This window comes from Chryseobacterium sp. JV558 (assembly GCF_033712365.1).
In the GTDB taxonomy this organism is placed as follows: domain Bacteria; phylum Bacteroidota; class Bacteroidia; order Flavobacteriales; family Weeksellaceae; genus Chryseobacterium.
The window spans coordinates 76,401-98,254 of record NZ_WJHU01000011.1 but is presented as its reverse complement, the minus strand read 5'-3'; the positions used below and the strand labels follow the sequence as shown (position 1 = coordinate 98,254).

18 protein-coding genes are annotated in these 21,854 nt (G+C 36.7%); 12 read left to right on the top strand and 6 right to left on the bottom strand.

Annotation, left to right across the window (positions count from 1 at the left end; translation table 11 throughout):
• Positions 1 to 44: 44 nt before the first annotated feature.
• The 3 genes from GFU89_RS22525 to GFU89_RS22515 form a co-directional block, all read right to left on the bottom strand.
• Positions 45 to 2,342 carry a GH92 family glycosyl hydrolase gene (locus GFU89_RS22525; protein ID WP_318849260.1) on the bottom strand — a complete coding sequence of 766 codons (2,298 nt, stop codon included), beginning with the start codon at positions 2,340 to 2,342 and terminating at the stop codon, positions 45 to 47.
• Between the two features lie 77 nt (positions 2,343 to 2,419).
• Positions 2,420 to 3,103, bottom strand: a complete 684-nt coding sequence (locus tag GFU89_RS22520; protein ID WP_318849259.1) for a response regulator transcription factor — start codon at positions 3,101 to 3,103, stop codon at positions 2,420 to 2,422.
• Positions 3,104 to 3,115: 12 nt separating this feature from the next.
• Positions 3,116 to 4,390 (bottom strand): HAMP domain-containing sensor histidine kinase, encoded by a 1,275-nt coding sequence (locus tag GFU89_RS22515; protein ID WP_318849258.1) that lies wholly within the window; start codon positions 4,388 to 4,390, stop codon positions 3,116 to 3,118.
• Between the two features lie 137 nt (positions 4,391 to 4,527).
• On the opposite strand from GFU89_RS22515, the gene GFU89_RS22510 reads away from it, so the two are divergent.
• The 9 genes from GFU89_RS22510 to GFU89_RS22470 all read left to right on the top strand — a co-directional run bounded on the left by GFU89_RS22510 (position 4,528) and on the right by GFU89_RS22470 (position 12,863).
• A complete protein-coding gene (locus tag GFU89_RS22510) occupies positions 4,528 to 4,938 on the top strand; it encodes a DUF1573 domain-containing protein (RefSeq protein WP_318849257.1) in 411 nt (136 codons plus the stop codon).
• A 291-nt stretch (positions 4,939 to 5,229) separates the two neighbouring features.
• A complete protein-coding gene (locus tag GFU89_RS22505; protein ID WP_318849256.1) occupies positions 5,230 to 6,111 on the top strand; it encodes an SDR family oxidoreductase in 882 nt (293 codons plus the stop codon).
• Positions 6,112 to 6,194: 83 nt separating this feature from the next.
• Positions 6,195 to 8,135, top strand: a complete 1,941-nt coding sequence (locus GFU89_RS22500; protein WP_318849255.1) for a M1 family metallopeptidase — start codon at positions 6,195 to 6,197, stop codon at positions 8,133 to 8,135.
• 179 nt (positions 8,136 to 8,314) lie between these two features.
• Positions 8,315 to 9,202, top strand: a complete 888-nt coding sequence (locus GFU89_RS22495; RefSeq protein WP_318849254.1) for a DUF2589 domain-containing protein — start codon at positions 8,315 to 8,317, stop codon at positions 9,200 to 9,202.
• A gap of 15 nt (positions 9,203 to 9,217) precedes the next feature.
• Positions 9,218 to 9,916 carry a hypothetical protein gene (locus GFU89_RS22490; RefSeq protein ID WP_318849253.1) on the top strand — a complete coding sequence of 233 codons (699 nt, stop codon included), beginning with the start codon at positions 9,218 to 9,220 and terminating at the stop codon, positions 9,914 to 9,916.
• Complete coding sequence (locus tag GFU89_RS22485; protein ID WP_318849252.1) at positions 9,916 to 10,494, top strand: hypothetical protein; 579 nt, start codon at positions 9,916 to 9,918, stop codon at positions 10,492 to 10,494. The genes GFU89_RS22490 and GFU89_RS22485 overlap by 1 nt, the downstream gene beginning before the upstream one ends.
• Before the next feature lie 12 nt (positions 10,495 to 10,506).
• Positions 10,507 to 11,769, top strand: coding sequence for a S8 family peptidase (locus GFU89_RS22480; protein ID WP_318849251.1), 1,263 nt, complete (start codon positions 10,507 to 10,509; stop codon positions 11,767 to 11,769).
• The gene (locus GFU89_RS22475; protein ID WP_318849250.1) at positions 11,766 to 11,969 is read left to right on the top strand and encodes a hypothetical protein; all 204 of its coding nucleotides are present in this window, start codon (positions 11,766 to 11,768) and stop codon (positions 11,967 to 11,969) included. Before GFU89_RS22480 ends, GFU89_RS22475 begins: the two co-directional genes overlap by 4 nt.
• Positions 11,970 to 12,035: 66 nt before the next feature.
• Positions 12,036 to 12,863, top strand: a complete 828-nt coding sequence (locus GFU89_RS22470) for an endonuclease/exonuclease/phosphatase family protein (protein ID WP_318849249.1) — start codon at positions 12,036 to 12,038, stop codon at positions 12,861 to 12,863.
• Between the two features lie 4 nt (positions 12,864 to 12,867).
• Here GFU89_RS22470 and GFU89_RS22465 read toward each other — a convergent pair whose 3' ends face one another.
• Together GFU89_RS22465 and GFU89_RS22460 are read right to left on the bottom strand one after the other, a co-directional pair.
• Positions 12,868 to 13,554 carry a response regulator transcription factor gene (locus GFU89_RS22465; RefSeq protein ID WP_318849248.1) on the bottom strand — a complete coding sequence of 229 codons (687 nt, stop codon included), beginning with the start codon at positions 13,552 to 13,554 and terminating at the stop codon, positions 12,868 to 12,870.
• Positions 13,544 to 14,866, bottom strand: a complete 1,323-nt coding sequence (locus GFU89_RS22460; protein ID WP_318849247.1) for a HAMP domain-containing sensor histidine kinase — start codon at positions 14,864 to 14,866, stop codon at positions 13,544 to 13,546. Before GFU89_RS22460 ends, GFU89_RS22465 begins: the two co-directional genes overlap by 11 nt.
• A 116-nt stretch (positions 14,867 to 14,982) precedes the next feature.
• On the opposite strand from GFU89_RS22460, the gene GFU89_RS22455 reads away from it, so the two are divergent.
• The 3 genes from GFU89_RS22455 to GFU89_RS22445 all read left to right on the top strand — a co-directional run bounded on the left by GFU89_RS22455 (position 14,983) and on the right by GFU89_RS22445 (position 20,330).
• Positions 14,983 to 15,816 (top strand): GLPGLI family protein, encoded by an 834-nt coding sequence (locus GFU89_RS22455; RefSeq protein ID WP_318849246.1) that lies wholly within the window; start codon positions 14,983 to 14,985, stop codon positions 15,814 to 15,816.
• A gap of 172 nt (positions 15,817 to 15,988) precedes the next feature.
• Positions 15,989 to 18,358, top strand: coding sequence for an outer membrane beta-barrel family protein (locus GFU89_RS22450; protein WP_318849245.1), 2,370 nt, complete (start codon positions 15,989 to 15,991; stop codon positions 18,356 to 18,358).
• 106 nt (positions 18,359 to 18,464) lie between these two features.
• Positions 18,465 to 20,330 carry a M1 family metallopeptidase gene (locus GFU89_RS22445; protein WP_318849244.1) on the top strand — a complete coding sequence of 622 codons (1,866 nt, stop codon included), beginning with the start codon at positions 18,465 to 18,467 and terminating at the stop codon, positions 20,328 to 20,330.
• A gap of 36 nt (positions 20,331 to 20,366) precedes the next feature.
• Here the strand turns inward: GFU89_RS22445 and GFU89_RS22440 are convergent, their stop codons facing one another.
• Complete coding sequence (locus GFU89_RS22440; RefSeq protein ID WP_318849243.1) at positions 20,367 to 21,776, bottom strand: phosphatase PAP2 family protein; 1,410 nt, start codon at positions 21,774 to 21,776, stop codon at positions 20,367 to 20,369.
• Positions 21,777 to 21,854: the final 78 nt, after the last annotated feature.

Genomic DNA, 21,854 nt, shown 5'->3' with positions numbered 1-21,854 from the left:
ATTCAGCATCTACTAAATAAGAACAATCTGTGAGAATATATTATTTATTTTTTTGCCTTATTCCCCATATAAAATGTAAGCTTCCCACCATTCATAATCTCAGAATGCTTCAATGTGAAGTTTTTTATTTCTTTTCCATTCAAAAGAACCTTTTGAACATACACGTTTTTCGGACTTTGGTTGATAGCTTCAATTTCAAAAGTTTTTCCGTTTTCCAGATTCAGTACGGCATTATCAATCGCAGGACTTCCAATAGAATAATCTTCCGATCCGGGAGCTACAGGATAAAACCCTAATGTGCTTAAGATATACCAGGCACTCATTTGTCCCGCATCATCATTTCCTCCCAATCCATCTGGTGTTGCTTTATACTGCATTTCCAGAATCCGGCGGATTTGTGCCTGTGCTTTCCATGGCTGCCCTGCCCAGTTATAAAAATAAACAACATGGTGAGCCGGTTCATTTCCGTGAACATATCCACCAATAATTCCTTCCCGTGTAATATCTTCAGTATCGGCGAAGAATTCATCAGGCAAATGCATGGTGAACAGTTCATCCAATTTTGATGCAAATTTTTTCTTTCCACCCATTAGGTTGATCAGTTCATCAGGATTTTGCGGAACAAAGAAACTGTAGTTCCATGAATTTCCTTCAATAAAACCTTGCCCATGGGTGCTAAGCACATCAAAATCTTTTTTAAAGCTTCCATCTGCCAAACGCGGACGCATAAATCCGATGGTTTTATCAAAATTATTTTTCCAGTTTTCAGATCTCTTGATAAACTGATTGTAGATTTCTGTTTTGTTCAAATGTTTTGCCAGTTGAGCAATAGCCCAATCATCATAGGCATACTCTAGCGTATTGGAAACAGAAGTTCCGCTTTTCTCAGCCGGAATGTAACCAAGATCAATATACTGTCCGATGCCTTCGTAATTTCTTTTGTTGGCCGTTTCTATACATGCTTTTAAGGCTTCTTCTGGATCTCCTTTATAATTTCCTTTAATAATGGCATCCGCAACAACGCTTACACTGTGATAGCCGCTCATACACCAGTTGTCGTTGGCATAATGTGACCAGATAGGCAGCATTTTCATAGAAAACTGATTATAATGAGCCATCATTGATTTTACCATATCACCATTCCGTTTGGGCTGGATAATATTAAAGAATGGATGAAGAGTTCGGTAAGTGTCCCATAAAGAGAACGTAGTATAATTGGTGAAGCCTTCTGCCTTATGAATATTTTGGTCTAATCCTTTATATTCTCCATTGACATCCATGTAAGTGGTAGGATTGATAAAGGTATGATACATTGCTGTATAGAAGTTCGTTTTTTCCGTATCAGAACCTTTGATGACAATTTTATTTAATTCTTTATTCCAGTTGTTCTGTGCTTGAGTTTTAGCCTGATCAAAAGACAGATTTCCGGCCTCTTTTTCAAGGTTTTCCAAAGCGTTGGTCTGACTTACTGGTGAAATGGCCAGCTTAACTTCAATCGCTTCATTTTCATTAGTATCAAAATCAAAAAACATTTTCAGGTTCTTCCCTGCGATTTCCGGAAAGTTCTGGTTCTGGTCAAATTTTCTCCAAAATCCTTTGTAGACTTGCTTTTCATCATAGTTTTTTTGTCCATAAGATTTAAATGGTTTTGAAAATTTCATAGCAAAGTAGACTGTTCTTGTTCTTGCCCAGCCATTAGTCTGGCGATATCCAGTGATGGTATTTCCGTTTTCTACCCGAACGTATGTCCATACATTTTTTCCATCATAGTTGTAAATGCCAGCCATCAGATCCAGAATAATGCGAGACTGGTCAGATTTTGGAAAAGTATAGCGGTGAATTCCTACTCTTGGCGTTGCTGTTAATTCTGCCAGAATATTGTGATCATCCAGTTTCACTTTGTAGTATCCGGCCTCTGCAGTTTCATTTTGATGAGAGAACTTGCTTCTGTAACCGTTTTTAGGATTTGTTGCTGTTCCGGGATTCAGTTGTAGTTTTCCTACAGTAGGCATTATCAGGAAATCTCCGAGATCAGAATGTCCTGTTCCACTGAAATGAGTAGAGCTGAAACCAACAATGGTTTTATCTTCATAGCGGTAGCCGGCGCAGTATTTATAAACCTCACCATTGTATTTTCCGTTAAGTTCATAAGAAATAGTATCTGTTTCAGGACTTAGCTGTACAGCACCAAAAGGAACTGTAGCTCCAGGATAAGTATGGCCCATCTTTTCAGTTCCAATCAGTGGATTGACGTATTGTATTAATTTTTCAAATTTTTGGGCATTAAAGCTGGCGCTTACAAATACTAGAGAAAGAAAGACAATGGGTCTGTAATTTTTCATTAATGACAATTTTTCAAAGTTTAAAATTAATTAAAATCATCATTTGCTGTTGTGTTTTAGATAAGTTTGAATACTATTTATTCTTTTTCAGAAAAACGGAATCCTATTCCATGGAGGTTTTCTATTAAAATGTGATGCTCCTCAGCCAGTACTTTTCGTAATCTGGAAATAAATACATCAAGACTTCGGCCCATAAAATAATCATCATCACCCCAGATGGCCTTCAGAATATCCTGTCTTTTAACTACAAGGTTTTTGTGACGAATGAAATAGAAAAGCAGGTCAGATTCTCTTTGTGTAAGAGTTATACTGTTTTCTATCCCTTGCAGCGTATAGTTTTTAGGATCAAAATTATATTTCCCCACTTTATATTTTAGAGGTGCAGTATCTGTTTTCTTGGTGCGTTTCAGGAAGACTTCAATTTTCAACATCAATTCTTCGATGCTGAATGGCTTTACCAGATAATCATCAGCTCCTATTTTAAGCCCTTTGATTCTGTCTTCTTTTAAGGCTTTGGCAGAAATAAAAATAATGGGGATCTCAGAATTTTTACTGCGGATATGTTCAGCTACTTCAAAACCGTTTATGCCGGGCATCATAATATCCAGCAGACATATATCGAAATCCTGACTGTTAAATGCTTCCAATGCAGATTCTCCATCAGAATAACAGCTGATATCATAATAACTTTCCAGACTGTCCTCAACCAGGAAAGCTATTGTTTTGTCATCTTCGGCATATAAAATTTTAGATTTCTCCATACTTACAAATAATTAATTTGAAAACGGACAAAAGAGGGTTGTGGTAATTCCTTTCTCTTCATTATTCTCCACAGAAATTTTCCAGTGATGCTGCTGAACTACTTTTTTTACATAAAATAATCCCAGGCCAAAACCATTCACTTCTTCACTTCGTTTAGTGTGTACCCTGTAAAATTTTTCAAAAATATGAGGAATATTTTTAACAGGAATACCCATTCCGTTGTCTTTAAACTTTAAATATAAGCCTTTTGAATCTTTATAAGATGAAATTGTAATAACAGGCATTGTTTCACAATACTTAATGGAATTATCTAAAAGGTTGTAAATGATATTTGTAAAGTGAAATTCATCAGCCATTACTGAAGTACTGTTTTCAATATCAATTTCGATGCTAAGGTCTTTATTTTTATGCTGTGTACTGTCTGCAATTTCTTGAATAAAAGGAAGTAAAAGAATTTTTTGAGGCTTTAATGACAACCCTGCGGCATCATTTTTAGCAATATTGAGTATTTTCTCAATGTGATTATTGAGCTTATGACTTTGATTGATGATAATGGAAGTATACGTCTGCAGTTTGGAATTATCCTGCACCAGATCCTGCTTATTGAGTGCTTCTGAGGCCAAAAGTATTGAAGACAATGGCGTTTTAAACTCATGGGTCATATTGTTGATGAAATCACGCTGCAGTTCTGAAAATTTCTTCTGTTGAATAATGGTATAAATAGAATAAACATACACCAGAAGAATGATAATAAGAGCAAACGTAAGAACATACCAGAACCTTAAAGAACTGATCAGGTAAGTGGTTTTATCCGGAAAACGGATAGAAAAGTAATAGATGAGGTTTTTGTGCTTCGGAAAATTGATCATCTTGTTACTGGGGCTTTCCTGATGCGAAGTCATATACTTTCCGTACACCATTTTATCACTGTGGCAGTTATATAATGCATATACGTAATCTGTGTTGATCTGAAGCCGGGTAAATTCTGTTTTCAGATAATATTCAAGAACTACGGGATGAAATTCATTGTTAATATTAACCACATAATAGTCATTGGCAATATTCTGAACAGGACTTTCGATATAAGAATTTTTACCTCCGGATAATTTCTCTGCAACCTCCATTAAGGCAATATTTACCTTTTGGTTGAACTTTTTATCTTCAAGATTATAAGCCTGGCGGGTCCACATCAGCTGAGCTATTAAAATTCCGATAATAGCTACGAATCCCAGCGTTATTATAATATTGAGTTTTTTTATTTTCATTTCCTGAACAATATTATCCAAAAATATCTATTTATCTTTTATTATTAACAACTCGTTAACAAATGTTTGACAGCAGTTAACAAGTTGTAATCATTGTCTGTTTTACATTTGTTATATCGAAAAAGATAATTAGTTTCTAACTATTAAAATTTATACTCATGAAAAAATTAAAAATCACAGCTCTTTTAGCCGTTTTGGCATTCTCTCCGTTTTATGCAAATGTAATTACTGCAGATGCTCCTTCCATTGTAAAAATGGTTGCAGATGCTCTTAAATGGAAATCAGAATCTATAGATGTAGGAAATATCCCTCAGGGAAAACCAAAATTGATCAGATTTGAATTTACGAATACAAGTTCACAACCAATCATTATTCAAAATGTAGCTCCTTCATGTGGGTGTACTACAGCTGATTATACAAAAACACCTATCCAGCCAGGGAAAAAAGGATTTGTAGAAGCTAGCTATAACGCAGCAGCAACAGGTCCGTTTATGAAGACTGTAAACGTTACAACAAGTGATAGTAAAACTCCTAAAACGCTTTCATTCAAAGGAGTAGTTGCTTCTTAATATATCGTTTTAACAAATAAAAAATAGCCTGGTAATTGTTATCAGGCTATTTTCTTTTCAAATAGTTGATTTTTAATGATAAGGTTGTCTAAACTTTACAAACTTAGGAGTACTTTTATGCAAAGCTTGGCTCTACGTAAACTTAAATGTTTAAAACTTTAGTGCCTAAAAACCATCTATATAAAAGTTTGGACAGCTTCTCTATAGAGAATAATTATTTATAGCATTATTTATCGACCTATTTTCAAGGATAGCAATTCAATATTTATTATTTTTAAGAAAAAATATTTTATGAATCTATATACACAACCTATGCTGCGCGAAGGTGCACTAAAAGATAAAGTAGCAATTGTAACAGGAGGCGGAAGCGGACTTGGAAAAGCGATGACTAAATACTTTCTTGAACTGGGTGCCAAGGTAGTGATTACTTCCAGAAATCTGGAAAAATTACAAACAACAGCTAAGGAACTGGAAGATGAAACAGGTGGTAAAGTTCTTTGTGTGGCTTGCGATGTAAGAAACTGGGATGAGGTAGAAGCGATGAAATATGCAGCCTTAAAAGAATTCGGTAAGATTGATATTTTATTGAACAATGCTGCCGGAAACTTTATCTCTCCAACAGAAAAACTGACTCACTCCGCTTTTGACTCTATTTTGGATATCGTTTTAAAAGGAACAAAAAACTGTACACTTTCTGTAGGAAAACACTGGATAGATTCTAAAACTCCAGGAACGGTTCTGAATATCGTTACAACCTATGCATGGACAGGTTCTGCCTATGTAGTTCCGTCAGCTTGTGCAAAGGCAGGCGTTTTGGCAATGACAAGATCTCTGGCTGTAGAATGGGCAAAATATGGAATCCGTTTCAATGCCATTGCTCCGGGACCTTTCCCTACAAAAGGAGCTTGGGACAGACTTCTTCCGGGAGACCTTCAGGAAAAATTTGATATGAAGAAAAAAGTTCCGTTGAGAAGAGTAGGAGAGCATCAGGAGCTTGCCAATCTTGCCGCTTACCTGGTTTCTGATTATTCAGCATATATGAATGGGGAAGTAGTAACCATTGATGGAGGGGAATGGCTTCAGGGTGCCGGAGAATTTAATATGCTTGAAGCAATCCCAAGTGAAATGTGGGATGCTTTGGAAGCAATGATTAAATCAAAAAAATCAAATTAATTAAACTTAAATAAAAAAAGGCTCCCGGATGTGTAACAATTCCGGGAGTTTTTTTACCTATGTACTAAGTAATAATTTTTCAAATGAATTTTAAACTTCCAACCCTTGTTTCCACCGTTGCAGTGTTGCTGTTTTCAGGATCTGTATACGCACAGGAAAAACCGAAATATGATTATGTAGAAGCATTCAAACCGTTTTTCTATCCGCAGACAGGTACAGCAACCCGTTCTGCAAGTGGACAGCCGGGACATGCGTATTGGCAGAATTCAGCAGATTATCATTTGAATGTCAGCCTGAATGAAGATAAAAAAGAAATTACCGGTACTGCGGAGATTACCTATACCAATAACAGTCCGGATAAGCTAGGTTTTCTTTGGCTGCAGCTTGATCAGAACCTTTTTGCGAAAGATTCCAGAGGAAACGGGGTAGTTCCGCTTTCAGGAAGTAGAAACGGAGCTCATGGTGAAGAGTTTAATGGCGGATACAAAATTAAATCCATCAAGCTTGATGGGAAAAGAGAAGTAAAATATACCATTACAGATACAAGAATGCAGATTGATCTTCCAAAGGAACTGAAAGCCAATGGAGGAGTTGCAAAAATAGAAATTGAATATTCTTTTGTTTCTCCTGAGTATGGTTCAGACCGGATGGGAATACAGGACACTAAAAATGGTAAAATCTTTACCATGGCACAATGGTATCCGAGAATGTGTGTGTATGATGATGTTTTGGGATGGAATACCCTTCCATACCTAGGAGCTTCGGAGTTTTATTTAGAATACGGGGATATTACAGCTAATATTACCGTTCCTGCTAATCATTATGTGGTAGCATCCGGAGAGCTTCTGAATGAAAAGGAAGTCTACAGTAAAGAGGAAATCAACAGATGGAGCCAGGCAAGAAACAGTGATAAAACAGTAATGATCCACCCTGAGTCTGAAATTGGTAAAAATAAAACTTCAGGTACGAAAACCTGGAAATTTAAAATTAAGCAGACAAGAGATTTTGCTTGGGCATCATCTGCCGGATTTATTTTAGATGCAGCAAAAATTGATTTGCCTAGTGGAAAGAAATCTTTAGCTATTTCAGCGTATCCTGCAGAGAGTGCTGGGGAAAAAGCATGGGGAAGATCTACAGAATATACAAAAGCAGCCATAGAACATTATTCAAAAAAATGGTATGAATATACTTATCCCGCAGCTACCAATGTGGCAGGAAATGAAGGTGGAATGGAGTATCCGGGAATTGTGTTCTGCCATATGGATTCCAAGGGAGAAGACCTTTGGGGAGTTACAGATCACGAGTTCGGACACAACTGGTTTCCTATGATTGTGGGATCTAATGAAAGACTGTTCGCATGGATGGATGAAGGATTCAATACGTTCATTAATGGTCTTTCCACCGAAGCTTTCAATAAAGGAGAATATTATAGCAAACCCAATCTTGCAAGAACAGGGATGTATCTGATGACTGACAATCTGGAACCTGTGATGGTAGGACCGGATAATATGAAAGAAAGAAGTATCGGTGCTTTGGCGTACTATAAACCGGGAACAGGATTAGCGGTTTTAAGAGAAACGATCCTCGGACCTGAAAAATTTGACAAAGCATTCAGAACTTATATAGATCGATGGGCCTTTAAACATCCTACACCATGGGATTTCTTCCACACGATGGAAAACGTTTCCGGGGAAGAGCTGAACTGGTTCTGGAGAGGATGGTTCCTGAATAAATGGAAAATTGATCAGGCCGTTAAAAATGTAAAATATATCAACGATGATTTTAAAAACGGAGTTCAGATTACTGTTGAAAACCTTGGCCAGCTGCCAATGCCTACCACTGTACAATTGAAATTCAAAGATGGAACGGCACAAACCGTGAAAATTCCTGTTGAGGTTTGGAAAAGAAATTCAGAATGGACATTTAAGGTAGATTCTAATAAGGAAATTGATGAGGTGAAACTTGATCCAAATTCTGTAGTTCCTGATATTAATCCGGAAAACAACAGCAAAAAGCCAGAATAGAAATTCTGCTGCATATATCTGTAAAATATACCTGTTACAAAGGCCTGAGCTTACAATCGTAAGTTCAGGCTTTTTATTTTTAGGGTGTTTTTCCGGGGCAAGTAAAGGTGTTTCCCTACAATCTTTTGGGCATCAGTGATCTACTTTTGTCTCACCATATTAATCAAAAACAAAACAACATGGAAACATTAAAATCGGTGCTTGAAGCAAGCCACGCCAAAAAAACAAAAAATGAGTTAATCGACCTTTTATCAGGAGTAGAAAAAGTTCTTACCCCTGCAGTCTATGAAAAAGTATCAGGAATTGAGACTTCAGAATTGAGTGCATTAACGAACAAAGAACTATTAGGTATCGTAGAAGACTTCAAAAAGAATTATGATGAGAAGTGGGAAAAATCTTTTTCCGGTGCATCTTTAGAAATTATGAAATTGATTGCCGGTAAAATGGCTGCCGATGAAGAAATCTTCAAAACTTCAGATGCTGCCAGTGCAGATTTCGCTGCAGAATTGGGAAGTATTGACTTTGCTACTATTATTGGCGGACCTTTGGATGCCTGTGTAAAAGCGCAGTCTAACGCTTCTATTGCCACCGTTAATTTCATCAATGAAGTCGGTTTTGAGCTTACGGATCCCAACAACCCGAATAGCGCGAAAAAACTGAGAATGGCAGAATTCAAATACACCAAAAATATTCCCAACCCGGATTTTGATCCAGATAAGCCGGTAGATAATACCAATCCTAAAACAATTCCTGATCCGGTAGAACTTACCGTTCCTTTCATAGCATTGCTGAATGTTCCAAGTTTCAGAATTGAAACCTGTGAAGTAGATTTCAATGTTAAGCTTAATTCAACATACACTAAAGACGTAAGTGACGAATTTGGAATCAATGCAGGAGTATCCGGAGGATGGGGACCTGTAAAATTCAAAGTGGATGTGTCTTATAAAAGAACATCCAGCACAGGAATCAAAGTGGAAAAAGAATACTCTCTTGGAGTAAAAGTACGTGCAACCAATGACGAAATGCCTGCCGGACTTGAAAAGGTACTTGGACTTCTTTCACAATAATCTATTTTACGAAAGATGATAAAATTATCAGACTACCTGGATTATCTCAACAACGAGATAATTCAGGCTCGTAAAAAAGCAGACGAAAATGCGGTTCTTATTGCAAAAGAATATGCCCGTCATGAATACCTTAAATACTTTAAGGTTCCGAGATATGCACTGCCCAGTGTAAAGATGGATATTCCGATCAAAATTACGGATATAGATTCAGCTCCTAAATATAATTTTAAACTAAATCAGGATCAGTTTGTTACAGAAATGAACGAGAGAATCCGTCTGGTGAATAAAGAGAAAAAGCTTAATATTTCTGAAATTACTAAAAGACAGATCCAGACTGAAGAATTCAAGACTTTGTTCAGTAAACTGGAAAAAAGTGATCAAAAATTCGGTAAACTTCCGGCCAATGAAGTGCTGAAACTGGATCTCCGAAACAAAATCAAAATTCTTAATTCGGGAATCTTCAGACCTCAGGAAGGGACTACTGAAGAAGAAACTGATGAGTTGAAAGAGATTTTCTCAAAGGTTTTACTGAATAAATATACATTGGTAAATGCAAAACTGAACAATATTTACATAGATCCCAATACAAGCGCAGCGGAAGATAAAGATAAGCTGTTTATCAATCTTCATGTAGAAATGGAGGAAGAGGGAATCAGGATTGTATCCTATAAAGATAAAGACGGTAATGAAATAGAACAGATAACTTTTGAGTAATGCAGGAACTTATTCACTACACCGTACAGAAAATCAAAGAACTTCTGGAGCATTTCAATGAAGTTCAGGGTTTATACCTGGCAAAATCATTTGACTTTGATGCCCGGTTTGATGTATTTCTCAACGAGGCTCTGGAATATTTTCGTACAAAAGGAAATACTAGCCACGAATCTGAGGTTTTGAAGATTATGAATATGATTTCAACCGTTAAAAGAGGTTTTAATCCTATAAAAATGGAGAAAATAATTAACGGAAGACGAGAGATTCTCGGAGGATTTTCATTCAACGGGATGGAAAGTATGTATGATATTCTGATGGAAATCTATGCGAAGGAAAATAAAAAACTGGATGATGCAGAAGAACTTATTTCAGGAATCATTGTTTCCTTATACCAGAATGGAATTTTAGATGATGAAAAACTGAAAGAAATGAATACCGTTCCCAAAATTGAAAGCTTCTGGAATTCACTGGTCGAACAGAATACGGCCATATCGGGAATTAATAAAAAGCTAAGACTGACGATCATTCCGGAAGATATTTTCATCATTCTGGAAAAAGTATTTCTGAAATTAATTTAAAAAAAGATCATTATGGAAACCGGAAGATATATCGTTTTGCTGAAAGATCAGCAGAAGACCGCACTCAAAAAAATAGAGAAAGAACTGGAGGTGAGCATTACTTCCTCAGAGCTTCTTTCCAAAGAAAATCGTTCCTATGAAATTATTGATCAGGATAACGGTGTGCTTTACAAAAATCTGGGCATTCTTGTGGTGGATAATATGGATGAAGATCAATTGAGAAGTGCCGTGAAAAACGAATCGAATTCTATCGTTTATTACGAAAAAGAACGGGAGTTTTTTCCTGCGGATGAACTACAGCTGATTAATGAGCTTAAAAAACAGTCTGCCGGACTCACAGAAAAAATTTCAGAACTTGAAAAATACATAACCAGCAAACCTTTACCTCAAAAATCATTCGTTGAAATGGAATGGGGATTAAAAGCGATTGGGCTGGAAAACACTCACTATACAGGAAAAGGTATTGATGTCTGCATTCTTGATACAGGACTTGAAACTTCCCATCCTGATTTTTCTTCTGAAGAAATTGAAGGAAAATCATTCATCAATGGTGAAGACTGGAACAGAGATCCCAACGGTCATGGTACACACTGCGCCGGAGTTGCCACAGGAAATACGAGATCCGATACCGGAAGACGTTACGGAATTGCCAGAGACTGCAATCTGAAAATTGCAAAAGTACTCGCAGATAACGGTAGAGGAACTACCAGCAGCGTGATTGATGCCATAGACTGGGCGATTACGAAGAAATTCAGAATATTATCGCTATCGTTGGCTTCCCCGATAAAACTTGATGACCAGCCTTCCGTACTTTTTGAAACGATTGGAGAAAGAGCGCTGGAAAATAACTGCCTTATTATAGCGGCTGCAGGAAATGACAGCAACAGACCGCAGATTCCACAGCCTGTTTCAATGCCGGCCAATTCAAAATCAATCATGGCTGTAGGAGCTATTGACGGACAAATGAAGATTGCCCGGTTTTCAAATGCAGGAATTAATCCGTCTACAGGAGGAAATATTAATGTCTGTGCACCCGGTGTAGATATTATCAGCGCCTATCCTAAAAACGCAAAGAACAAAAAGAACTTTTACTATACAATGAGCGGTACCAGTATGGCCGCACCACATGTTTCCGGACTTGCAGCTTTGTATATAGAACAATTTCCCGATAAATCAGCAAAAGAAATCTGGGAGCTTATAGAAAACAAAGCAAGGCCTATTGAAGGCATAAAATACAGAGATATAGGAAACGGATTAATACAGGTATACCTATGATTACTTATCTCGCTGTTTTAAAGAAAGATATAAATTTTAAAAAGCTTGAAGCTCTTCTCAAAAATAAAAAGATCAGGCTGGCTGCTCATTATACAACCATTGGGGTGGTAAAACTTGAAAGCAGTATACCTGTTTCAGAAGCCGAATTTCAGGACTATTTTATATCTATAGAAGAAGAAAAAGATAATTTAACAATATAATCATATCAATAAAGCTTTTCTGTCACAGAGAAGCTTTATTTTTGTCTCTTACTGATAAAATAACATATGAATTTAAGATTTTCAATGGTGTTCCTGATGTTTTTTGTATTAGGATTTTCACAGGACCTTACCGTAATGAGTTTCAATATCAGACTGAATGTTGAATCCGATAAAGACAATGCATGGCCGAATAGAAAACAGGATGTTGCAGATTTGCTGACCTATTATCACCCCGATTATTTCGGAGTACAGGAAGCGCTTCCGGAACAGATGAAGGATATTAAAACAGGTTTAAAGAACTATGACTACATAGGAGTAGGAAGAGATGATGGTAAAGAAAAAGGCGAGTTTTCTGCTATTTTTTATGATACTAATAAACTTGAAATCGTAAAATCAGGGACGTTCTGGTTGTCGGAAACTCCTGAGAAACCTTCCAAAGGATGGGACGCTGCATTGAACAGAATCTGTACCTATGCCGTATTTAAAGATAAAAAATCAAAAAAGGAATTTCTGGCGATGAACCTTCATTTCGATCACGTAGGAAATGTAGCAAGAGTAAAATCTTCCGAACTGATCCTGAAAAAGATCAAAGAATTGAATCCAAAGAACCTTCCGGTGGCCCTGAGCGGAGATTTTAACCTGACAGATGACTCTGAACCAATTAAAATCCTTTCCCAGAATATGAAAGATACGTTTTACCATTCCGAAACAAAGCATTATGGACCGGTAGGAACTTTCACAGGCTTCAATGTCAATGAAGTCCCGAAAGACAGAATTGATTATATTTTTACAAAAGGCTTTAAGATAAAATCCCACAGACACATCAATGACAGAAGAGAAAATCTTTTGTATCCATCAGACCATTTCCCGGTGATTGTGAATCTTTCCCTATAAAAAATCAATTGGTTGGAAAATCAATTTCAAATCCAATTCCTCTCAGGGATTGGATTTTTATTTGAGGATCATTATTGAAATACTTACGCAGTCTGCTGATGAATACATCAAGGCTTCTCCCGGTAAAATAATCATTCGTTTCCCAAAGATTATCCAGAATATTATCTCTTGTGATAATCGTATGATTGTGTTTCAGAAGATACAACAGCAGTTCCTGTTCCCGTATGGTGAGGCGATTGTTCCCGTTAGGATGTGACAATAGAAGTTTGGCAGTGTCCAGTGAAAATTCTCCAATTTTTATATGGGATTCTGTAGGAACCGGAAGTGTTCTTTTCAGGATGTTTTTAATTCGTAAAACGAGTTCTTCAGGATCGCAGGGCTTGGCAATATAATCGTCAGCGCCTATTTTCAACCCGGTCAAACGGTCTATTTTTTGATTTTTAGCCGTTAAAAATAACAAGGGGAAATTGTGTTTTTCCTTGATGATTATTTTAGCCAGGGAAAAACCGTCAAGATTGGGCATCATAACATCCAGAATTCCTATTTGAAAAGGAAAATCATCATGAAGTAGCGGCACAACATCTTCAGGATTCTGAAACCAGCTGACTTCAAAATCTTCCAGTTCAAGATACTGCTTCAGAATCATTCCGAAATCCGGATCATCTTCTGCCAGAAGGATTTTAGTTTTCATAAGGAATTGATATTTTAAAGGTACTTCCTGCTTGAGGCCGGCTGGAAACATCTATTTTGCCCCCATATCTTGTAATGATCTTTTTGACGAAATAAAGCCCGAGTCCAAGCCCTTTACTGTTATGGATATTGTTATTCTGTATTCTGTAGAATTTTTCGAAAATATGATTCAATTCTTTCGCTTCCATACCTTGCCCGTTGTCTGAAACTTCAATTTCCAGATGTTGAGAGCGGTTGCTGGTGTTTATTTTAACAGAAGATGCACCGTATTTCACACTGTTTTCGCAAAGATTTTTGATCACTGTTTCCATCAGGTTTTTATCAAAAGGAAGCTTTTGTGAAATGGCGTTTTCAAGGCTAAAATCAATGTTCGGATAAGTCACCGCAAGATCCTGAATGAAAAAATTCCAGTCTTCAGGTTGTATTTCAACCATTTCATCCTGTATTTCATCCTTATGAAGCTGAACCATAAGACTTTCAAGCCGGGAAATCTGACGGTCAATAAGAGGGAGTGTTTCAGGATTCCATTCTTTTTTTAATGCTTTTGAAGCTATTTTTAAAGTAGCAATCGGTGTTTTAAACTCATGTGAAATGTTATCCACAATGGTGTGGAGAACTTCTACCTGTTTCTGCTGTTGGATCAGATTTCTGATTGTGAAAATATAAAGAAGAAGTACTCCCGAAAGAAGAAGAATACAACATATGATTAATAAAGTAAGCCCTTTGAAGACCACACTTTTTATATTTTTGATCTCAAAATCGGTCTGGGTTTTAACCAGGAACGTATTTCTTTTTTCAACCTGGTTATTGTCTGCATCGTCTCTTTTGGTTGTTGAGGTTTCCCAGCTTCCATTACTGGCAATACGGGGATTTCTTAGCTTATCTTTTGTTTCAAAAATCACAATAGGTTCGGTGATCACTTTAGAGCTGTCCGGAAGGTGAACAATAGAGAGATAACGGATTCTTGCAGAAATTTCATAGCCGTCTTTCTCATAGCGGCTGTCGATATAATGAATCAGTCTTTCTCTGGCTGATTTTCTGTTTTCTATGAAATAATTCAGGAAATCTTTTTTATTGATCTCTTTATTATGATATCTGATGATGATTCGCTGAAGGGTGTCATCATTGCGCTCTTTGGCTTCGTGGATGTCTTCCAGATTGTCAATGTAGTTTGTAAGCCCGTCATTCACGGATCTGTAGATATCCCTTTCTTTCACCTGATAGGTTTTATACATAAAGTAAACCTGTATTCCCAGTAAAAGTAGGAACAGGGCCGCAAAAACAGAGATAAGAATTTTACTCTTGGCTATCATTGAAACAAAGATAAAGCTTTACCATTTTACTGAAATAGTATTTTTATCATTAACCTTTTATTAACCTGATGATTAGTATGTTTTTTGGTAATTTTATAAAATTAAAAGATTATTTAATGAAAAAGATATTCATTCTTCTTGTTCTATTGCTTGGGATGATCATCAATGCTCAAACCCATCGTTTTGTATATGAACTTCAATACAGGCCTGAACCTAACGGGGCAAGTTATGATAAAGAAGAAATGGTGCTGGATATCAATCCGGAGGAAGTAAAGTTTTATGAATTTGAATTTTTAGCAAGCGATTCTCTGAATATTCTTCACGGGGGAATGTCTTCCCAGCATACCAGCCAGTCAGGACAATCCATTATCCGAAAAAGAAACTCCAATAAAAATAAAAACTTTGTGCAGATCATGATGATGCCCTATTATTATGTTTTTGAAACAGAAGATAATATTCAGTGGAAAATAGAAGCTGATACTAAAAAGATCAATAACTATAATTTACAAAAAGCAACTGCTGTATTTGGGGGAAGAAACTGGACCGCCTGGTTTACTCCGGATATCAACATTCCTGAAGGACCCTATAAATTCAGAGGATTGCCGGGATTGGTTCTGTATGTGGAAGATGATAAGAAAGACTTTATATATTCTTTCTCCCGAAATAGTAACCTGCCAAAAACATACGATACAAAAGGCTTTCTCGAAAAACATTATTCACTGGATTCTATTCCCATTGATGTTAAGAAGTGGGTGAAACTGAATCTGGAGTTTTATAATGATCCTTATGCCAGAATGAGAACCGAATTTCAACCGGACTGGAATGTCCGCATTAATGGGCAGCAAATCAAAAGTAAAGAAGAATTTGCGGGTTTGACTAAACAAACGCAACGAGACATCAAAAAATATTATAATCCAATAGAACTGGATAAAGCCATTCCTTATCCATAGAAAAATATACTCTATTGATTTTAAAACCTGAATTTACGAATTCAGGTTTATTATTTTAAAGAAAAGACATTAACCTATCATTAACCCATCGTTAACCGAATTTCTCCCTTTCAATACAGAATTTTGTACCCGTAGAACAGAACCGTGTTTTTGTTAGGATAAAAAAATTACCATGTATAAAATTCTTTTTCTTCTGTGTTTTCCAGTCTTGATTCTTGCCCAGAAACAAAAACTTGGGGGAACAGTTACGAACACTGAAAATGAAAAACTTTCATCAGTAAAAGTGGAACTGTATAATTCTCAAAATGCATTGATCAAAGAATTAAAGACGGATGGAAACGGAAAATTTGTCCTGGAGGATATAACAGAACAGGATGTCAAACTGGTAATTAAAAACCAGGGATACTCTTTATTTGAGAAAAAATTTGATCTGAAAGAAGCTGAACCTCTGAATATTATTCTTAAAAAAGAATCGCAGGAAATAGAAGGCGTGGTGATGACGAAACGCAAACCTTTGGTGAAAAGAAAAGTAGACCGTCTGGAATTTAATGTTGAAAACAGCAATATTTCATCACTCAATGCCTGGGAGATTTTAAAAAATACACCAAGTGTCACCGTAAATAATGATGTACTTGGGGTAAAAGGAAGTACTGCAATTTTGGTGACCATTAATGATAAAAAGATAATGCTGACGGGTGATGAACTGAAAAATCTTCTGGAAAATACGCAGGGAGATGATGTGAAATCAGTGGAAGTGATTACCAATCCGCCTGCAAAATACGAAGCTTCAGGAAGTGCAGTCCTGAATATTGTTCTGAAAAAGAATAAAATTGAAGGCTACCGCGGGATTCTTTCATCCAAATATGTACAGACACAATATGCGAAAGGAGTTTTTGGTCTTTCCCAATATTATAAAAAAGATAAACTTTCCATTATGGGAAGCTATTATAGAGGGCTGGGGACGTACTACCGGGAAGGGACAGACTATGTGAACTACCCGGAAAGCCAAACCCGATGGGTCAGTACGATGAACAGGAAGGATAAAAACTATAACCAGAATACCCTGAATTTTAATGTGGAATATGAATTGGACAGTTTGACCAATGCAAGCCTCAACTACTCAGGGTATTTTTCTCCAAAATCCTTCGGAACCTACAATGTTCCTACACTGATTTATAATAACCAGGATATTGTAGAATCTAATTATACCACGATCAATGATCACCGCTCACGATCCATTAATAATTCTGTAAGTTTTCAGATAGACCGGAAACTGAATAAAAAAAGCAGTCTTTCATGGATCAGCTATTTTACCGGAAACAACGCCGATAAATATCAGAATGTCATTACCAATCTAAATTTTGCAGGGCAACCTCCAAAAGAAGATAATTTTCTTACTAAGAACAAAGCCGATGTTCAGCTGTATTCCACTCAATTCGATTACCAATGGAAAAATGATAAATTGGAGCTGGAATCCGGAGCAAAATATAGTTTTGTAAAGACCAGCAGCAAACTTGATTTCTCTGATAATGAAAATGGAGAACTGCAATACCGTCCGGAAAAGAGCAGTATCTTTGATTATAAAGAACATAATTTTGCCCTGTATTCCTCACTTGCCTATAATATTGGTAAATGGAATTTCAAAGGAGGACTTCGTGCAGAGATGACAGATCTGGAGGGCATAGTTTCTGAACCTTATGAATTGAATAAAAGCGATTACTGGAAATTTTTCCCCACTTTTTACGCACAGTATACTACAGAAAATAAACAGGAATTCGGTTTCTCCTATGGGAAAAGGATCAGCAGACCTTCCTATTCATGGTTGAATCCTGCGAAATCTTATTATAACCTCTTTTCATATTATCAGGGAGACCCGAAGTTGAAAGCAACCATCACTCATAATCTCAATCTTACCTACTCCTGGAAAGAATGGAATCTGGATCTGTATTATAGAAAAGAAATATATCCGTCAATGGAAATTTCATATCAGGAACCTAGCACCAACAGCCTCATTTATTATTTTACCAATATTGAAAAAGGAGAAGCTTTCGGATTGAGCCTGTACAAAAACTTTCAGGTGAAACCATGGTGGAACATCATCATGTCTGAAAATCTTGAACACAACGAAAATTATTTCAAAGGAATAGACGGAATACTGTATAAAAATAAGGTCTGGAACTGGGTTTCAAATATCTCAACAAGTTTTACCCTTGATAAAAACAGCGATTGGAAAATGGAAATGGGACACCGTTACTATTCTCCGGGAATACAGGGGACTTTCAGGATTTCTGCGACCTGGTCAGCCTATTTTGTAATGAACAGAAAGTTCTTTAATAAAAAACTGGAAGCCAGTCTTATATTCACTGATATTTTCAGAACTACAGGTCAGAAAGTCAGCACAAAATACGCGAATCAGGATAATTATTTTCTTGATTATTCAGATACTCAGGGTGTCTCGTTTTCATTGAAATTCAATTTTGGAAATCAGTCTGTAAAAAATGCGAAAACAATTAAGAAGGCTTCGGAGCAAGATCGATTATAGAATAATTTACTATAAAACCACTTGCAATAAAATATTATTACAAAAGAAATGATTCCTTGATGTCACATTTTCGTTATTTTTGATACCTATCTTTAAAAAGGTCATTATGAAGAAAATTTTTTCCGGAATGCTGATGGTCGTTTCTTTGCTGCAATTGTCTGCACAGGAACTCTATATGCCGAGGAATATCAAAAAAGCGTATGAAAAAGGGACCCGTGATATCTCCGGAGCGCCAGGTAAAAACTATTGGCAGAATAAAGGAGCGTATAATGTGGATGTGAAAGTGGATGCCAATACAAAAATGGTTTCCGGAAAAGAAACAATTGTCTATACAAACAACAGTCCGGATAGTCTGAATGAACTGGCTATACGATTTGTGAATAACCTTCATAAACCGCAGTCGCCAAGATCCGGATTTGTGTCTAAGGATTTTCTATCCTCAGGACTTAAGATAAAATCATTCATTGTAAACGGTGAAAAATATGATATCAACAGTGACGATTGGAGCACGGTTGAAAAAGTAAAATTAAAAACAGCTTTAAAATCTAAATCAAAAGCTGAAGTAAAAATTGAATGGGAATATCCACTTTCAGTACAAAGTGGAAGAGAAGGGCAGATAGATCCGGAAACGTTCTATGTCGCTTATTCCTTTCCAAGAATTTCCGTGTATGATGATTACAACGGATGGGATATGCTTCCCCATTCAGATAGACAAGAGTTTTATAACGATTTCAATGACTACAGCTTTGCCATCACCGCACCCAAGAATTTTGTGGTATGGGCAACCGGAGATTTCCTGAACCCGGAAGCAGTACTTCAGCCGGAATATTTAAAAAGATATAAAGCTTCATTGAAAAGTGATAAAGTAATGCAGATTGCGACAGAGCAGGAAATGAAGTCTGGGAAAGTAACCAAACCCAATAAATGGAATGTCTGGAAGTTTAAAGCCAGTCACATCACAGATTTCTGTTTTGCAATGAGTAACCATTATGTGTGGGATGCAGCAAGTGTTCAGTTGAAATCAAAAAGAGCAAGCGTTCAGGCAGGATATAAAAATGGAGCAAAAGATTTCGAGCATTATGTAGACTGGATGCGTTATAACCTTGATTGGTTCTCTAAAAACTGGCCGGGAGTAGAATATCCTTATAATGTAATGACTGCTATTCAAGGATTTGCTGATATGGAATATCCAATGATGATCAATGATACCAGTATTCCTGATGATCTTCAGGATGCAAGACTGACGGCAGATCATGAAATTGCCCACACGTATTTCCCTTTTTATATGGGAATCAACGAGACGAGATATGCATTTATGGATGAAGGCTGGGCTACTACTCTGGAATATCTTATAGGAATTGATGAAAACGGAGAAGAGGCAGCTAAAGAATTTTATAAAAACTTCCGTGTTAAAAAATGGATCAATGACCCTTCTGCAGAGCAGGATCAGCCAGTGATTACGATGAGTACGCAGGTGAGCGGTTCAGGATATGGAAATAATTCTTATGTGAAAGCCTCTTTGTCTTATCTGGCTCTGAAAGATTATTTAGGAGATGAACTCTTCAAAAAAGCATTACATCATTATATGGATAACTGGAATGGAAAGCATCCGGTTCCATGGGATTATTTCAACTCTATGAATACCGGGTCAGGAAAAAATCTGAACTGGTTCTTCCAAAATTGGTTTTATAGCAATAATTATATTGATTTAAAAGTAACAGGTGCATCCCAGATTAATGATATGCTTACAGTAAATGTAGCAAATGTAGGTGGGTTTGCAATTCCCTTTGATGCCTTATTAGCATATGAAGACGGGACTACGGAAAAACTGCATTTCTCTCCTTCTATTTGGGAAAAAGATCAGAAACTTACTGATCTTGTGATTCCTATTAAAAAGAAAGTGAAATCTGTACAGCTGGATGGAGATCTGTTTATGGATTATACTCCGGAAAATAACCAGAAAAACTTATAAAGTAAAAGCCTTCAGATTCTGAAGGCTTTTGTATTTTTAGAAATAGGCAGTTAATCTTAAGCCTAATGTAATATAATTGATTTTTTCTTTAGCAATCAGGTTATTAAGTTCCTGATCCAGCTCAGCACTTTCCTTGATCTCATCACTGAAGTAATACCGGATTGTAGAGTTGATCTGATTGTAATCAGTATAAAATGTAAGACCCAGCCCCGGATTGAACTTGTAGGTCATCGCTGCTCCTGTATTCCAGCGGAAAGCAGGTTTAGGCTTGTATCGGGCAATCTGAAGTTCATGATTAGGAGCGTCTATATCATCTCCTTTTACGAATACCTTTCCACTGGCAGTTGCTGCATATCCTCCGGTTAGCTTTAAAGTAAGCTGCCATTTATCTGAGAAATCATGAGAAAAGTAAGGTCCAATGCCTGCAGCCAGGAAGCCCATAGACTGTGTTTTGATTTCATGGTTGCCAAAATCCTGCTCGTCATCAAAAGTTATTCTTTGAGATTTAATTGGGAAGCTGCTGAAGGTTACATCTGCACCCACACCCCATTTTTTTGAAAAGAAATAAGCCCCTTCCAATCCACCTTCAAAACCTATTTGTTTTTTGTCATCCAGTTCAGATTCCTTCAGGAAATTGGTTGTACCCAATGCGGTACCCATTTTCAGTGAAAGGAAAGACGGATAATCATTTCCTTGTATTCTGGATAAGATACTTAAATTATCCCCTTTATTCTTATAAATTTTATCAATAAAAAAATACCCAAGTTCTGTTGATATAATTCCAATACCGGCTCCGGCAAGAATGTCAGGAACCCAGTGTCTGTTATTTAAATTTCGGCCAAGTCCCGTAATAGCGGCAGAACCATATCCTGCAATACTGTAGGCTGGGTTTACCATACCATATTCTTTGTGAAGAAAACTTGCATTGGTAAAAGCCATTGCAGCATGTCCTGATGGGAATGAATTGTTTTTGGATCCGTCCGGGCGTTCAACTTTTGCCGTATATTTAATAGAATTGACTAAAATAGCCATGATGACTAAACTTGTACCATAAGACAAGGTTGCTCTTCCAATATTATTTCGGCCTTTTACACCTGCTAGTTTTAATCCATAAACCGTTGCAGCCGGAGCATACTGAAGATAATCATCAAATTTGACTTTGAAGTTGGGAAGGTATCGGTTTCTTACCTCCCGAATATTCTCCTTTTCTCCCCATGTAGCAGCGGCAGCCGTGAAAAGTATGGCAGGAGCAACTGATTTTTTCACCCATTCTTTTTTGAAAAAAGGAGTCTTTTCTTGAATGCTATAGTCGGAATTAATTAATGCCAGATCGTCCTTAAGATTTCTGGATTGGATCGAATCCTGTGTTTTAATTTGGATAGTGTCCTGTGCTTTAATACAGTATAGTTGCAATAGTATTCCTGATGCTAATGCTAGTTTTTTCATCGTAGTGGTGGTGAAATTAAAATCGCGTAAAAATATAAAAAAAATCTATCCCAAATATTGAGATAGACTATTTTAATG